11 protein-coding genes are annotated in these 17,092 nt (G+C 41.4%); 3 read left to right on the top strand and 8 right to left on the bottom strand.

Going from position 1 to position 17,092, the window contains the following annotated elements; genetic code table 11:
• Positions 1-16: 16 nt before the first annotated feature.
• From PARA125_RS07835 to PARA125_RS07865, 7 genes are all read right to left on the bottom strand, one after another.
• Positions 17-1,495: an efflux transporter outer membrane subunit gene (locus tag PARA125_RS07835; protein ID WP_213158312.1), complete on the bottom strand. Its 1,479-nt coding sequence runs from the start codon at positions 1,493-1,495 to the stop codon at positions 17-19.
• Complete coding sequence (locus PARA125_RS07840) at positions 1,492-4,611, bottom strand: efflux RND transporter permease subunit (protein WP_213158313.1); 3,120 nt, start codon at positions 4,609-4,611, stop codon at positions 1,492-1,494. The genes PARA125_RS07835 and PARA125_RS07840 overlap by 4 nt, the downstream gene beginning before the upstream one ends.
• A 3-nt stretch (positions 4,612-4,614) precedes the next feature.
• Positions 4,615-5,829: an efflux RND transporter periplasmic adaptor subunit gene (locus tag PARA125_RS07845; protein ID WP_249274269.1), complete on the bottom strand. Its 1,215-nt coding sequence runs from the start codon at positions 5,827-5,829 to the stop codon at positions 4,615-4,617.
• 81 nt (positions 5,830-5,910) lie between these two features.
• Entirely contained in the window at positions 5,911-6,468 is a 558-nt protein-coding gene (locus PARA125_RS07850) for an NUDIX hydrolase (RefSeq protein ID WP_213158315.1), read from the bottom strand.
• Between the two features lie 629 nt (positions 6,469-7,097).
• Positions 7,098-8,348 (bottom strand): SEL1-like repeat protein, encoded by a 1,251-nt coding sequence (locus PARA125_RS07855; protein ID WP_213158316.1) that lies wholly within the window; start codon positions 8,346-8,348, stop codon positions 7,098-7,100.
• Positions 8,349-8,851: 503 nt separating this feature from the next.
• Positions 8,852-10,531 (bottom strand): SEL1-like repeat protein, encoded by a 1,680-nt coding sequence (locus PARA125_RS07860; protein ID WP_213158317.1) that lies wholly within the window; start codon positions 10,529-10,531, stop codon positions 8,852-8,854.
• A 242-nt stretch (positions 10,532-10,773) separates the two neighbouring features.
• Entirely contained in the window at positions 10,774-10,917 is a 144-nt protein-coding gene (locus PARA125_RS07865; protein WP_213158318.1) for a hypothetical protein, read from the bottom strand.
• 376 nt (positions 10,918-11,293) lie between these two features.
• Between PARA125_RS07865 and PARA125_RS07870 the strand changes: the two genes are divergently transcribed.
• The 3 genes from PARA125_RS07870 (at position 11,294) to PARA125_RS07880 (ending at position 14,774) form a co-directional block, all read left to right on the top strand.
• Complete coding sequence (locus PARA125_RS07870; RefSeq protein WP_213158319.1) at positions 11,294-12,652, top strand: F-box/WD repeat-containing protein; 1,359 nt, start codon at positions 11,294-11,296, stop codon at positions 12,650-12,652.
• Between the two features lie 252 nt (positions 12,653-12,904).
• Complete coding sequence (locus PARA125_RS07875; protein WP_213158321.1) at positions 12,905-13,390, top strand: nucleoside deaminase; 486 nt, start codon at positions 12,905-12,907, stop codon at positions 13,388-13,390.
• Between the two features lies 1 nt (position 13,391).
• The gene (locus tag PARA125_RS07880; RefSeq protein WP_213158322.1) at positions 13,392-14,774 is read left to right on the top strand and encodes a flavin monoamine oxidase family protein; all 1,383 of its coding nucleotides are present in this window, start codon (positions 13,392-13,394) and stop codon (positions 14,772-14,774) included.
• 301 nt (positions 14,775-15,075) lie between these two features.
• Here the strand turns inward: PARA125_RS07880 and PARA125_RS07885 are convergent, their stop codons facing one another.
• A complete protein-coding gene (locus tag PARA125_RS07885; RefSeq protein WP_213158324.1) occupies positions 15,076-16,914 on the bottom strand; it encodes an F-box protein in 1,839 nt (612 codons plus the stop codon).
• Between the last annotated feature and the right edge of the window lie 178 nt (positions 16,915-17,092).

Raw genomic sequence — 17,092 nt, forward strand, 5'->3', positions numbered from 1 at the left:
AAAAATAAGCCCCTATTTATCTAGCCAAAATAGAAGGCGTGTGATGAATGGCCACCTTATCCGCATCAGTTACCCAACCACCGCCTAATGCTTTGTATAATTTTACCATCGCATTAAAATTTTCAGTCTGGACTTGGGTTAAATCTAGCTGAGACTTAAAAAGCGATCTTTCTGCATCGAGGACTGTTAAATAGTCCACTTCGCCTTCTACATAACGCAGATTGGCAAGCTGAAGATAATCACTTAAAACTTTAACCTGGCTGGTATGCTCAGCCACTAGTTCTTGATTTTTTTGACAAGCAATCAAGGCATCATTAGCTTCCCGGAATGCTGTTAAAATGGTTTGCCTATAAGTAAATAAAAGCTCATCTCGCCGAGCTTTTTCAGCTTCAACTTGGTAGTAAGTTTTGCCTGCATCAAAAAGAGTCTGTACAACAGAAATCCCATATTGCCAAAATTCAGCGGGAGAAGCGAGAAAACGGCTGATTCGATTGCTTTCACTCCCGTAGATGCCCGTCAAGGTAAATTGAGGAAAAAATAAAGCCCTCGCTTCTGTGACATGCGCATTAGCTGCCATCAACTGATATTCCGCTTGGACAATATCAGGTCTTCTCGTTAACAAGTCCGATGGAAGTCCCAAGGGGATTATTTCGGGATAGTGAAAGGTGTCTAGAGTTTTTCCTCGCAAAATCGGATGAGGATTCTCTCCTAATAAAACACTAATCAGGTTTTCTTGCTGAGGAATGCTCCGTTCCAACTCAAGCACACTGATAGCGGCTGTTTTAACTTCAGACTCCGCTTGCCTTACTTCTAGCTGAGAAGTCTCCCCTACCTCGTAGCGATTGAAGGCAAGTCCTAAGGATTTTGTGCAAGATTGTAAGTTTTTTTTAGAAATTTCTAGTTGCGCATCAAGCCCTCTCAAAGTGATATAGGCATCGACCACAGAGGTAATCACGGTAATGGTTACCATGCGCCTAGCTTCAATTTGGCTTAACATATCAGCATAAGCTGCATCGGAAGCCCCTTGAAGGCGGCCCCAAAAATCCAATTCCCAATTTAAGTTTAAGGAAGCCAAAAAATCGTGATTGATCCGCTGAATTCCCGATCCAGAAGTAGTAGAATTAGTTGAGCCGAGATTTTGGCCAGATGCAGGGGTGGTAGGCAAAGCGATCGAGCTTTTGGAACGGTTATAGCCTGTGTTTCCTGTAAGAGAGGGAAAAAGGGGAGCGTTTGTCACCCGATATAAGGCATAATATTCATATACTCGCTTGATGGCAACTTGCAAATCTTGGTTATTTTTAAGAGCAATAGCTATCAATTCATTTAATACAGGATCTTCAAGCTGCTCCCACCAGCCGATATTGTTTAAAGTGCTCTCTTCATTATTTTGCCACCTCCACTGGTCCGGCAGCTTGACATATTGCCGATCATAATGGGGACGCATGCATCCTGCCAGCGAGATAAACCCCAATAAAATCGATGCCCATCGCCTCATTTTTGAACTCCGAAAACATTTTTTTTCTTTTCTGAATAGCTCGCAATCAGATTAAAAAATAAGGGAACAAAGAATATCGCCAAGAAAGTCGCCGCAAGCATCCCTCCCATAACCCCCATGCCGACAGAGTGGCGGCTATTAGCACCAGCTCCTGAACTAAGTACTAAAGGAACCACGCCGAAAATAAATGTTAAAGAGGTCATTAGAATCGCTCGAAAACGAAGCCTTCCCGCTTCAATGGCTGCCTCTTTAAACGACATCCCCTCCTCATGCTTGATCATCGCAAACTCCACGATTAAAATCGCATTTTTGGCCGATAAAGCAATGATCGTAATTAACCCAATTTGGAAATAAACGTCATTGCTCATCCCCACTAACCATATTGCGAAGAAGGAGCCAAAAATTCCGAAAGGGACAGCTAATACAATTGCTAAAGGAATATTCCATCTTTCATAAAGTCCGGCCAAAATTAAAAATACCATCACTAGGCTAGCCATTAGCATGTTAGTCGAAGTGCCCCTTGCTGCTTTTTCTTGGTAAGATTCTCCTCCCCATGCAAAGGCCATATCAGAAGGCAAGACTTCTCTTGCTACCTCCTCCATCGCTTGCATAGCCTGCCCTGAGCTATAGCCAGGAGTTGCGCTTCCATTCACTTTGGCTGAAGGAAAAGAATTAAATCGACTTACCAGATTTGGCCCCGAGACATTTTTGATGGTGACAAGAGATTTTAAAGGAATCATTTGACCTTGAGAAGATTTGACATACACCTGCTCAATATCCAAGGGGTTTTCTCTTAACCGGGACTTGGCCATAATCATCACTCGATAAACTCGCCCAAACATGTTAAAATTATTGACATAATAAGATCCGAAAAAGCTTTGTAAAGAGCTATAGATCTCACTGATCGAAACGCCAAGAGAGCGAGCTTTGTCTCGGTTAACATCAATATAAAGTTGAGCGGCATTCGCGTTGATTGAAGAAATAAGATTGGCAAGCTCTGGCCGCTGCCTAGCTCTTGAAAGGAAATTTTGGGTAATCTCTTGAAGATACGCGTAATCCCCCTTTCCCCTATTTTCGATCCAAAATTCGAATCCTCCAATCGTCCCTAATCCTTGAATAGCAGGAGGATTAAACAAGAGGGTCTGTCCTTGTGGAATACGGTTATATTTTTTAGATAAATCCATCAAGACAGCTTCGGCATGCTCTTTGGGGTTTTTTCGTACGTCCCAATTTTTTAAGACAATAAAACTCGATCCCTGATTTGTGCGATTTAGGCTATCGATAAAACTATACCCTGTTAATTCAAAATTTTCTTCAACGGCAGGATTAGCCAAGGCAATTTGAGCAGTCTTAGCCGAAACTTCCTCGGTGCGATTTAGGCTAGCCCCTTCAGGCATGTTAACCATAGCGATCAGATATCCTTGATCTTCCTCAGGAATAAAACTTGTGGGAACTGCATAAAAGAGAAGCCCCGTGACGCCGCATAAGGCTAAAAAGCTCCCTATTCCCACCCAAGGGCGTTCCATAAGCCAGCTCGCTCCTCTCACATAAAATCCCGTGAAGCGGTCGAAAAAGCGATCAAAGTAAAGGGCAAATTTTGATGGTTGTTCCTGGGGTTTAACCAAAATGGCAGATAGGGCAGGGCTTAAAGTTAAAGCAACGAACCCTGAAATAATAACAGAAATGGAAATAGTCAAAGCAAATTGCTTATATAATTGTCCTGTAATTCCTCCCAAAAATGCAACGGGAATAAAGACTGCACATAACACTAACACAATAGCAATCACAGGAGCCGTTACCTCATGCATAGCTTGGTAAGCAGCTTCTTTGGCAGAGGCCTTAGCGAGGCGCATATTGCGTTCCACGTTTTCAATGACAACAATCGCATCATCCACCACAATCCCAATCGCTAGAACTATTCCAAATAGAGTTAAAGTATTGATAGAAAGCCCCATGACTAGCATGCCTGCAAAAGCTCCAACAATTGATACGACCATGGCTTGCAAGGGGATAATTGTTAAACGCAAATTTTGCAAAAAGATATAAACCACCAATGCAACCAGGATGGCAGCTTCCACAATCGTTTTTAGCACTTCCCGAATAGAGGCATTCACAAATTTAGTGGTATCATAAGGAATGGAATAGGTGATTCCTTGAGGGAAATTTTTAGCAATCTCCTCCATTTTCTTTTTGATATTCTGAGCTACCTGGAGAGCATTTGCTCCAAACTGTTGAAAAACAGCGATGGAAATAGTGGGAACACCATTTAACTTACTGGCTACATTATAATTTTGGGCTCCTAATTCGGCATACCCCACATCTTTAAGGTAAACCATTGAGCCATTGGCATTAGCTTTCAAAATGATCCGATTAAATTCTTCAGGGGTACTTAGGCGCCCTGTACTGGTAATCGAAATCGTTAATTCAGTAGGGCCTTCGGTTGGAGGTTCCCCAAGGCGACCCACTGAATATTCCGAATTTTGTTCCACAATTGCACTTGCCACTTCGTCGGTCGATAACCCATATTTGGCTAATAATGCGGGATCGAGCCATATTCTCATAGCATAGGTGCGATCATTAATAATGGAAACGCTGCTGACTCCAGGAGTGCGCTGAAGCTCTTGCACAATATTTACAGTGGCATAATTGCTTAAAAAGATTTCGTCATACCGATCGTCGGGAGATTGGAGCCCAATGGCTAGCAGGATTGAAGGCGTTTGCTTTAAAATCGTCACGCCACTTTTTTGCACTTCAGATGGTAAAAGCGGCCGCGCAATATTGGCCTGATTTTGAACATTAATTAAAGCTTCTTCAATGTCAGTCCCAATATTGAAAAAGACATTTAAACTATAATCCCCTGTGTAGGAACTATTCGAGTACATATAGATCATGTTCTCTACGCTATTAATTTGCTGCTCCAATGGAGCCGCTACCGAATTAGCCACAGTTTGCGCACTTGCTCCTGCATAAGAGGCTTGAACGTTAATTTGCGGCGGCAAAAGATTGGGAAACTGCTCGATGGGTAGAAAAAAAAGCGCTGTCAAACCGGCTAACAAAATAAAAACCGATAGGACGGTTGAAAGGATTGGACGATCGATAAAAAATCTCGCTAACATCGTTTATTCCTTCGAAGAGGGGATCTTAGAAGAGGATTGTGCAGAAGCCCAATTTTCTGCCACATGTACAGGCATCCCAGGAAATACTTTATTGATTCCATCCACAATAACTTTATCCCCTGGTTCTAACCCATTTGTGATAATTTGATACTCTCCGTACCAATCTCCCACCGCTACATCTTGAGCAGCCGCTTTTCCTTGTTTGTCAATCAAATAAACAAACATCCCCTCTTTTTTTTGCATCAATGCCCGCCTGGGGACAAAAATCGCGTTTGGGCGTTCAATCCCATGAATTTTAATTCGCATAAATTCTCCCGGACGAATTTCAGCCTGAGGATTGGAAAACACGGCCCTCATCAAAAGAGTTCCCGTGCTTTGATCATAAGTGGGAGAGCCAAAATCTAGCTTTCCTTTATACGGATAAACGCTTCCATCACTGCGGAGGCCTTCAACCACATACCCATTATTTTGGGGGAGAGTGGTCATTCCAACTTGGGGCACGTTAATGGCTTGCTTATTTTGCATTTGCCTGATACGGAGAATATCGTAATCCGATACATTAAAATACACCCAGATAGGATCTAGAACAGATAAGGTTGTTAAAAGATTATTATTCCCTGGGGTCATGAGAGCCCCTTCGCGATAGTTTGATCGATCTGCATAGCCTGTAATAGGAGAAAGAATGGTCGTATAGCCAAGATTGATCTCATTGTCTAAAAGCTGAGCTTTAGCAGTTTGAAGAGCAGCTTCCGTGGAAAGTTTATCTGCAATCGCATTGTCTAGGTCTTTTTTACTTGCGGCTTCTTGCTTATATAAGGGCTCTAAACGGCGAACGGTTAATTTTGCATTTTCTAAAAGAGCTTCTTGTTTAGCGACATCTCCTTTGGATTGCTCTACCCTCGCCTGATATTGTTTGGGATCAAGCTGAAAAAGTAATTCTCCTTCCTTGACAAGCTGCCCTTCCTGGTAAGCAATTGTGTCTAAATACCCTTCTACTCGGGCCCTAATTTCTACAGCATGCGAGCTTTGCGCAAAGCCTACATAGTCATACACCATAGGCAGCGTTTTTGGTTCTACCACATATTGTGTGACTTCTACAGCTGGAAGGGGAGACTTCTCAACTTTAGACTCACATGCAAAAAGAAGGAAAGCAAGCAATAGAGATTGAAAGAAAAAATAGAGCCGCATAGCCGTATCACTTGTTTTGTTTAAAGGCATAGCTATACCCCAATCGGCTGCAAAGTTGCACGAAAAAAATGCATTATTTTTTTAATAACAAATTTACCGAGGGATTTATCCTCATTTAGCGAGATAGCTAACAAATTTATGGATGAATCTTTGTAAGTGAAGATCTGAGCATTCAAAGGGAATATTGTCCAAAGTGTACCAATGAATTTGATGGAATTCTTCCCTATCATAGCGCAACGGCTGATCGCTATTGCCTTTAACTACATACCAAAGGGAAACATCGGTATGCGCATCCTCGCAATTTGCGGTATTTGTGACCGTTAAAAAGATCGGATCGTCAAAAATAAAATCGGCTTCAATTCCCAATTCCTCTTTAATTTCTCGCTTAACAGTTTCCTTAGGATCTTCCTCAGGCTCCACATGTCCTCCAGGAGGCAACCATAAATTAGATTTTTTATGATCTACCAAGAGAATTTGGTTATTACGCTGATCAAAGACCACAAAATAAGAAACTAAATGAATAAGAGGAAGTGCAGGTTTGTTTGTTCGAAAAAGGTAAGCTCCAGATTCAATCCAGCCGTGAGTGAAGTGGATATGCTCACTCTCTTCTTGGTCAAATGGCTGAATGGAAGCAACAATCGCTGAAATTGCAGATCGAATAGTCTCCATAAACTAAATCCTTAATTATTTCCACCATTATATAAATGAAAACAAAAAAATCGAGATGTTCGGATGCTAATTTCACAATTGAAAATTTAAAATATTTTCAACAAAAATTCAAATAAGTAAGCAAATTTTCTAGCCTAGTTAACAAAAGCCATTCAAGAAATGTTAAAGGCTGATAAAACAAGAAAAAAATAGCATTTGAGAGCTTTAAGGGGTTCTTCATCGCTTATATCTCAAGCACACTGGTGCGCCTGCAATTCGCTTGGCTACCTACCATGCAAAGTAATAGCAAAGAACTCCTCCCATTAGTTTAATGGAAATGAAATAGGGGGAGAATTACAAAATAAACTCGTTTTTAGGGTCCACTCTATCGACACGCAACGCAAGAGAAAAAAATAACGGCATTGTCTCTGGTTACATTGTCGAGTGATTTTGTCCTATCAAGCAAGCTTTCTACCTCTTATTAAAATAAAACGTCTTGGCTATTTCATTTATCCCATAAAATAAAAGCTTATTTGGGATATGAAATTCACGGGCTTCATGTATAGTGCACACAATCAGAATCTAGATTAAACCATCCTATGCCCTTGATTTGCAGCTAAACGAAAATATTTAACAGCTTCTGCATCGAATTATAGAATCTCCTTCCCCTTCTCATACATCCTGTCAAGATTACATTGAGCCTCTGGGTAGCCTTGCTTTGCAGCGCGCCGATACCAATCAGCAGCTTTTTCATCAGATTGCGGCACCCCTCGTCCCTCCTCATACATGCAACCGAGATTAAATAGAGCCGCTGCATTCATTTTTTCTGCAGCTTTCCGATAATATCTAACAGCTTTTTCATCAGATTGCGGCACCCCTCGTCCCTCCTTATACATGCAACCGAGACTCACTTGAGCTTCCGCATCCCTTTGCTTTGCTGCTCGCCGATAATATTTAACAGCTTTTTCATCAGATTGTCTTACTCCTTGCCCCTTAGCATAACTATAGCCAAGCCAGCATTGCGCTGCTATATGACCTTGCTTTGCTGCTCGCCTATAATATTTAACACCCTCTTTAACAGCTTGTGTTACCCCTCGCCCCCATGTATACATGAGTCCGAGGCTAAATTGAGCCTTCGCATAGCCCTTCTCTGCTGCTTGCCGATAATATTTAACAGCTTCTTCATCAGAACGTGGTACCCCTTGCCCCCATTCATACATGCAACCAAGATGGTATTGAGCCTTCGCATAACCCTTCTCTGCTGCTTGCCGATAATATTTAACAGCTTCATCATCAGAGTCTGGCACCCCTCGCCCCCATTCATACATGCTACCGAGTTTGAATTGAGCCTTCACATAACCTTTCTCTGCTGCTTGCCGGTAATACTTGGCAGCTTCTTCATAAGAAAGTGGTACTCCTCGCCCCCATTCATACATATAACCGAGATGGTATTGAGCCGCTAAATGTTCTTGCTCTGCAGCTCGCCGATAATATTCAACAGCTTTCATAGCAGAGTATGCCACCCCTAATCCCTTCGCATACATGAAACCGAGATTAAATTGAGCTTCTGCATTACCTTGCTCCGCTAAAATTTTGTTAAATAAATAGGAAGAAGTGCTATAAATAATTATAGTACTTTTTCCATTCCAACAAGCTTTCCAATCATCTCTGATAGTTTTAGAAAAAAGCGCAAAAAATAGAGAAAATAGCGTTTTAGCAAAAGTGCGGACTGCCAGCCAAATTCTAGGTCCCAAGGCGTAAGTTTTTTCTGAAATTCCTACTAACGTATACCTTTTCCCTTTGTATTCTCTCTCTAGGTTTTGTCTACTCACTAAAGGAGAAGCTAAAGAGGGAGTTGAATAATTAGGGGGAAGTTCTTTGCTTATATATTCTATTCTCATGTTTTCTCTAATTTATTTAGAAAAAATTAGCTAAAAGGCAAAGCATTAACAAATGGCATAAACAATCTTACCTCTATCAAATTTTTTTTTCAACTATTTTCCCAGAATATGAGTATGTTAAAAGGTTATGACATCAAACAGACATTTTGAAAAAATCAGCCCGGCTGTTTCAATCGAACTTCATTTACGATGGCTTATGCCTTTCTTCTGAGCCCATTTGGCCATCTTAGTACTACCCTGGCAATTAACTCTAAATCCTCTTTTGCCTTTAGCCAGATCGCAATCCGGTCCCAGGGTTGCATGATCGTTAAAGAAGACCGCTAAGATAGCAGCAGATCACTCTTACTCTAAACAATTTCACAGAGAATAAAGAGCATAGGCTTCATCAGCCACTACCAAAGAGGTTTTGATGGTAGGGCCTAAAAGCTCGTTATAGTATCATTTGAGCTAGCTAGGATTCGGCTTAATGTCACCTCTGACGGGAATATTTAGCAGCCTCTACATCATGCTCCCGCCCCACCTACCTGCATATAAGCAAGATTAAACTGCGCTAACACATGCCCTTGCTCTGCAGCCAGGCGAAAATATTTAACAGCTTTTGCATCCGATTGCGGAACTTCTCGACCTTCGAAATACATGCTACCGAGTTGGTATTGAGCTAGCGGATGCCCTTGCTTTGCAGCTAGACGAAAATATTTAACAGCTTTTACATCTGATTGCGGGGCCCCCCGACCTTCGAAATACATGCTACCGAGATGGTATTGAGCTATCGGATGCCCTTGCTTTGCAGCTAGGCGAAAATATTTAACAGCTTCTACATCCGATTGTGAGACCCCTTGGCCTTGTTTATACATCCAACCGAGGTTACATTGAGCCCTTGCGTGCCCTTGCTCTGCAGCTCGCCGATACCATTCACCAGCTTCTTTGTCGGATTGCTGCACCCCTTGGCCTTTGTCATACCTCACGCCGAGGGTATATTGAGCCCCTGCATAATCTTGCTCTGCAGCTTGCCGATACCATTCAACAGCTTCTTTATCAGATTGCTGCACCCCTCGACCTTGGGTATACATCGCGCCGAGGTTATATTGAGCCCTTGCATAACCTCGCTCTGCAGCTCGTTTATACCATTCAAAAGCTTCTTTATCGGATTGCGGCACTCCTCGACCTTGGCCATACATCAAGCCGAGGTTATTTTGAGCCCTTGCATAACCTCGCTCTGCTGCTAGCCGATAACATTCAAAAGCTTCTTTATCGGATTGCAGCACCCCTTTCCCATGGAAATACATGTTACCGAGATTAGTTTGGGCCTCTGCATCGCCTTGCTCTGCAGCCCACCGATAATAATTAGCAGCTTCTTCATCCGATTGTGGTACCCCTCTCCCCTGTTCATACATTTTGCCGAGGCCAGATTGAGCCCTTGCATAGCCTTGCTCTGCAGCTCGCCAAAACCAGTTAACAGCTTCTTCATCAGATTTTGGTTCCCCTCTCCCCTGCTCATACATTACGCCAAGGCCAAATTGAGCCATTGGATTGTCTTGCTCTGCAGCTTGTCGAAACCAGTTAACGGCTTCTTTATCAGATTGGGGCACTCCTCGTCCGTGCACATACATCCCACCAAGAACACATTGAGCCTTTGCATGGCTTTGCTTTGCAGCTCTCCGAAACCACTTAACAGCTTCTTTATCAGATTGGGGCGTCCCTCGTCCCTCTACGCACATCTCACCAAGGGCATATTGAGCCTTTGCATGGCCTTGCTTTGCAGCTTGCCGAAACCACTTAACAGCTTCTTCGTCGGATTGTGTGGCTCCTCTCCCCTCCCCATGCATCAAGCCAAGATTATATTGAGCCTCTACATTCCCTCGATCAGCTAAAATTTTGTTAGACAAATAGGAGGAAGCGCTATAAATGATTACTGTACGCTTTCCGTTCCAACAAGCGTTCCAGTCATCCCTCGCAGCTTTAGAAAAAAGTGCGAAAAATAAAGTAAATATCGTTTTAGCAAAAGTACGAGCTACCAACCAAATTTTAGGAAAGAAAGTGTAAGTTTTTTCTGAGCTTCCTAGCAACGTGTATGTTTTCCCTTTGTATTCTCTCTCTGGGTTTAGCCCGCTAACTGAAGGTGAAGCTAAAGAGGGAGTTGAATAATTAAGAGGAAGCTCTTTGTTTATATATTCTATTTTCATATTTTCCTCTAATTTATTTAGAAACATTAGCTAAAAGGTAAAGTACCAACAAATGGTATAAGCAACCTTATCTCACACAAATATTTTTTTCAAATCATTTGCCAGGACACTTGGTATGCTAAAAGATTCTAACATCAAAAATTCATTTTGGAAAATTAGGCAGGCAGCTTCTATCCAATCCCATTTACGATAGCCTTTCCCTCTCTCCTTATAATGGCAATTAGTCTAAATTCTCTTTGCCTTTAAGGCTGCCCATCTGTTGGCTGGATTTTGGCAAGGATACGGCTAGCTGGATAGTCATCCATCCTCAGGCTTACATAATCGTTAGAGGCAATCGTTAAGGCAGCACGCGAATTTAGAAGAGTTTCGTCAACAAAACCGTTCATCTTGAGTCACAAAAGCTCTCGATTGTTTGCTAGGAATGTCAAATTTCTAAGTGTTAGGATTAAGTCCAATGGATTCTCCTGGCCTCATAATAAGTCCTAGAACGTTTTACTTATCTGTAGTCGATTTGCCTGCTAAAGCCCTTTTTTGAAACCTTTGCCAGAAATCGTCAATCAGATACCCCTATTCATCCTTTCGCTCTCCTATCTTAAAAATCACCCATATTTTTAAGCTAAGTTTTTAATTATTAATAATTAAAATCCACTTGAGTTTTTATTAAATATAGAATTAGTATTGAGGGAAAAATTTTCATTATTCACAACTCAAGTGATCTTAATGCAATGTTAAACCCTTATCTTTTATTTAAGGAGGATGTGTATGTCTTATGTCCAAAACGTGTTTGGTAGTTCCCCCTCTGTGGTTGCTCCGAATACGCAAAGAGAGGGCCAACAGGATGAAAGGGAAGGCGCTATCCCAAGCGTTCCCAACGAGGTGTGGCTTCACATTTTTTCTTTCCTCTCTGCTAAAGATTTGAGCAACAGCCAACAAGTGTGTAGACAGTGGAAGCTATGGAGCGACGATACGGGCTTGTGGAGGCGTTTACTCCACAAAACCTTTCCTTACTTATCTCGCCTTGTGGGCAGCTCAGAAAACGATTGTGAAGCTCCCTTCAAAGGCATCTTAGGCGCACAAGCTAATCTAAAAGCGTTAAAAGTGATACAAACATCTAGCTTGGACTGCCCACATTTTAGTCAGGATTCAACATTTTCTTGGGATGGTAGGCGTATCGCCACTTTGGATCATAGTAGGGGTGACCCCTCCCGTCGTCGGTTTGAGCAGCTCTGCATTTGGGATGTTGAGAAGAAGGAATGCTTATTATCCATAAAACCCGTAGACGAATTAGGCGGGCCAATGAGAATACGAGATTTCGCCTTTTCGCCTGACGGTCAGTCAATTGCTGTTACTTTTTGGTTCCATACAGCAAGACTATACAGCCTCGAGACGGGAAAGTGCCTAAGTATATTGAAAACCTTTATAGATGAGCGTGGGAGTTATCCAGGTAGCCTCTCTTTTTCCCCCAATGGCCAATCTATCGTTACAGTCTTTCCCACTGGAGAGGCTAGCGCAACACCTATCGTATGGGATGCTAAAACAGGCGAACCGTTGCATATTCTAAAAGGACATACTCAACTTATAGCTAAAGCGGTTTTTTCGCCTGATAGCCAAAAGATTGCCACAGCGTCTTCCGATTCTACGGTGCGAGTATGGGATGCTAAGACGGGGCAATGCTTACATACCTTTGGTGGTGAGGATTTCGGGCTTTGTTATAGTGATCCTGCTTTTTCTTCCAGTAGTCAATGGCTGGTGACTTCTGTTGACTCGGCGGATAGTGTGCAAATATGGGATGTGAATACAGGGAAATGCTTAAAGAGGATCGTACCTTTGCCTGAGATGGGGCGCGTTTCGCACATCGCTATCGCCCCTACTGATCAATTCATCGCTTTCGGCACTCAGAGGGGACAAACTGGGGGGCAAGGTGCCAGTGTGCATATTTGGGATATTCAAAGTGAAGGGTGGTTAGGGAGACTAAACTATGACGATGGGAGGGCGGAGCCGAACGTCTGGAGGTGGGAGGATACGGAGATTTGGAAGATAGCTTTTTCTCCCTGCGGAAGGAAATTACTCGTCAATGACACGCTCTTGGATTTTTCTCCTTTGAAAGTTGCAAGAATGTAAAGCAAATGCCTCAAAATGGTTGCCATTTCTGAGGCAAAAGCTTCCTGATTGAATACACCTTCAACTATGCGCTCCTAAGGTCTATTAAAGGGGCTTCCTGCTATTTATTCCTCTTATCTAAGCATAATGGTTGACAATTTTCCCCCAAATTTTGTACACAACCATTCCATATTAACTAAAACCTATCCAAAGACAAATAGAGATTTGCAAGAAGCCTGCTTAATAAACCAAATTCATAAATGGGGAGTTTAGATGAATCACACACAGCACGAAGATTTTATGAAACGCGCTATCGCCTTAAGCAGAAAAGCCTCTCTAGAAGAGAAGACAGGCGGTGTTTTCGGTGCGGTTATTGTCAAAGATGGGCAAATTATCGCAGAAGGCTATAATCAAGTGATTAAGCACAACGATCCTACCTGGCACGCAGAAATGCATGCGATCCGCGAGGCGTGCAAAAAATTAGGTTCTCCCCATTTACAAGGATGCGTTTTATACACGAGCGCCGAATGCTGCCCTATGTGCTTAGCTGCCGCCTATTGGGCTCATCTTGATCACATTTACTATGCCTCGACTATCTATGATGCTTTGCAATATGGAAACTTTGCGGATGTGGATTTTTTAAAAGAAATTAAGAAGGACCCCCCAGAGAGAAAAATAAAATTCACAGAAATTATGCGCTCAGAAGCTGTGGAAGTATGGAAAGAATTTTCAAAAATGCCTGATAAAGCGTTTTATTAAAATGGATGTGATCGTGATTGGCGCTGGCTATGCTGGCTTAACTTGTGCTTACACACTCACTAAAAATAGTTACAACGTCCTTTTACTCGAAGCTTCCCCAAGACCAGGTGGAAGAGCATTCGATTATAAACTAAAGGATTCTTCCTACCTCGAAATGGGAGGGCAATATATTTGCGAGGGGCAAAAAAGAATTCATCGGTTGCTAAAAGAATTCGGGATTAAAACTTACCAAACAAAAACAAGCGGGCAGCATTTTTTCTCCTTCGAGACCCACAATCTTGCCTTCCATTCCTCCCTTGATCCCCTTTTTGAAACGCTGGATTCTTCTGGCTTTTTGAGAGAAGAGTTCACTTCTGCTATCCTTCAACTTGAAGAAATGATAAAGGGTTTTGGGCCCACCTCAGCCTGGGCCTGTGAAAATGCAATCGATTGGAATACCATCCCCTTTCAAGATTGGATCGATCAAAGGTTACACTCATCACAAGCCAAGCAGCTGTTCCGATTTATGATCAACCAAGGTTTCTCTATTGAACCTGAACAAATATCCTTGTTGCAAATCCTGTGGCTTTTTAAAACCAATCAGGGCTTGCCAACCTGGACATTAGGGGGCAACCAGGCTGATCGGATAGAAGGAGGATCTCAAATCCTAGCTTATCGCCTTTCAAAAGCCCTAGGAGAACGCATCCAATACAATCAAGCCGCCAAGGCTATTACCCAGAATAGGGAAGGAATTTGCGTTCACACACAGGACAGTCTATTTAAAGCGCGGGCTGCCGTCATCTGCATTCCCCCCAATCGCGTAAAAACTCTTTCTTTGCCCCCTACCCTTCCACAAAACCTTTCTCAGGCCTTTAATGCTTTTGAAAAGGGGCAAACATGGAAAATTCAAGCGATTTACAAGCAACCTTTTTGGAGAAAGCAGGGATGGTCAGGCAATGGAATCACTATCCAAGGGATTTCTGTTTTAACCAATGACAACACTCCTCTTAATAGTTCTTTGGGAGTTTTATCAGGAGTTTTGACCGCCAAAACAGCCCTTGAATGGGGAAACAAAAATAAAGTCGAAAGAAAAAAAATGATTTTGCAAGCTTGGTCAACCATTTTCGGAGAAGCGGCTTTGGATCCTGTGGAATATATGGAATATAACTGGACAAATGACCCCTTTATTTCCTGCGGCCAAAGCAGTCATACCTCCTCAAACAGTTGGCATATGGCTAAAGAAGCTTTTGGAACTTCTCGTTTACCAAAATGTAAGCGTATTTTATGGGCATCTTCCGAACTGGCTAAAGAGTGGAGTGGTTGTTTAGAAGGCGCAATCTGTGCGGGCGAGCAAGCTGCTCAAGAAGTTGAAGAAATGCTGAAACATTCGTGCGTCTTGGCATAGGGCAAACTCTGTTATTTACTCTCTTTGCGGAGGGCTAATTTTCGTAATTTTTAATTTCTTAGACTCCCCTTTGATGCGCCCCAAGAGTAAAAGATTTTACACAAATCGTGCAAACCACTTAGCTTATTCTCACGACGCTTTCAATTTTACTAATTTCGGGACCCCCTACTATTTTCAATCTTTTCGCTTTTGGAAAGAAGCCTATTAGAGCCATGATAGGAAAGCGACACATTAGATCTCTTTCGAAATCTCTGTTCTTTTAAAAAATCTTATAAATTTATCAGGAAGTCCCTCCCCATTCTTAATCAGCTTCTGCGAATATTTGGGAAATCTTTCTCACAGCTGAATTTTTACTAACTTCATCAGGAATGGTATGGGCAATTTCTAGCGCCTTCTCTAAGTGGCCAGCTTTGGCGAACATTTCGGAAATGTAGGTGAGTGTAAAACATTTTTGTGAGAGAGCCTCGGAAGGGATGGCATTTCCAATTTCTAACGCCTTCTCTAAGTGACCAGCTTGTGCAAATAAAAGGGAAACATTTTCCAAAGTCGAACTTTTGCTACCTTTATTAGGAATTGTATGCGCAATTTCTAGCGCCTTCTCTAAGTGGCCAGCTTTGGCGAATAGAAGGGAAATATTTTCCAAAGCCAAACTTTGGCTATCTTCATGAGCAATGGTATACGCAATTTCTAGCGCCTGCTCTAATTGACCAGCTTGTGCAAACATATCGCAAATAGTTGTGAGAACTTCATTTTTAAAAAGTGTGTCAGGAATGATATTTTTAAAGTCCAATCCTTTTTCAACTTGTCTAGATTTGGCTAATTCCACGGAAAATTTATGGAAGGTTGTTTGTAATAGGGCGATATTCTTTTGATCTTCGGGTGAACAACCGCGAATCTCCCTACAGCCTATTTTCTTAAACTTTTTTGAAAGCTCCATTGCTTTATCCCAGTGGCCTTTTCTTACTAATGCCGCACATATCTTCAGAAAGATAAATTGACTGTCCTCATGTATTTTGTTAGCGACTTTAAAAGCTTGCTCACATTGATCGTGTTCTATTAATTTTAAAGTTACCCCTTCTAAAAAATTCGGATTTTCATCCAATAATTCTGCAATCTCCGTAACCTTATCAAATAAACTCTCACTTATGAGTTTTTCTATGCTACCTGTTAGGTGATTCTGGCTGTTTATATCAGGGCTAAAAATATCCTCAAAAAGCCAAGGCAGTTCTAAGGCTTTGGTTTGCTCTTTTAAATTTTCTAAAAACAATTTATTCCACCCCTGCCCCCAGGATCCTTTCATAGCAATCAAAAATTTAATTTTTTCGCAATAAATCAAACTTTTCAGTTTAATAAGTGTGGAAGACGCTGAAAAATTAAGGCTATTTTGTAGGCTGTCTAAATAGGCTAATGCTTTCTGATCAAAAACGCTGTTAAGAAATACCCAGGTCCTATATTTTTGCCAAAGACAGTTTTCGTTAACCGTTTTTTTTTGAATTTTATAGTAATCAATTATGAATTGAATAAAATTCTTGAAGAGTAAGGCCTCTTTCTTTTTAGCAATCTCTAATATAGTTTTATGCCATCTCCAATTTACTTCTGAGAAGCTTTTATAATTTTCACTTCCAAGGTTACTCAATATAAGTTCAAATATTTCCTGAGGGAGATCCTCCATCTCAAGAAACTTACTTATCGATTTAGTTTTTTCTATGACTTCACCCTGAACAGTGGGAAGAGGACTACCTTGATCGGTAACGCTAACTTGAATAGCCTTCTCTTGCTTGTCTACAGCTTCTTTAGAAGGAAGTTCAGGAATCGATTGGGGCGTGTTTAAAGTATTCAACGATTTTATTTTTTGAATGATAGCAATAAAAGCATTCTCTTTTTCCTCGGCGTATTTTTGACCTTTACTCTCAACGCTTTTTATTATGGTAGCTAAAATTTTTATATCCTTATTGGTTAAAAAGCGTTGGTTTTTTTTAGCTAGTCCGTAAACGGCTTTAGCTACTTTTAAGGGGTTTGCCGGATGATTGCTACTAGTTAGTTCAGTCGTCAAATAAAGATCATCCGCTCTGCTAATTGCTTTAATTCCCTCTAAATAATTACGAAATTCATCGCGATGATTGGCAATAAAAATTGACATACAAAACCTTTTTTATTGAAACTTTAATAACTAATTATTTTAATTAAATTTTTAATTATTATCAATAAAAAAATCTTCACAAGTTTTTGTTTTATACGTTGGAATTAAGCTTAGAAATGTGGTGGGTGACTTCAGCCATGAGGCGAAGACGTTGTTTTTTTTAGAAGAATAAAAAAAG

Origin of the sequence: Parachlamydia sp. AcF125 (genome assembly GCF_018342475.1) — a bacterium.
Lineage (GTDB): Bacteria > Chlamydiota > Chlamydiia > Chlamydiales > Parachlamydiaceae > Parachlamydia.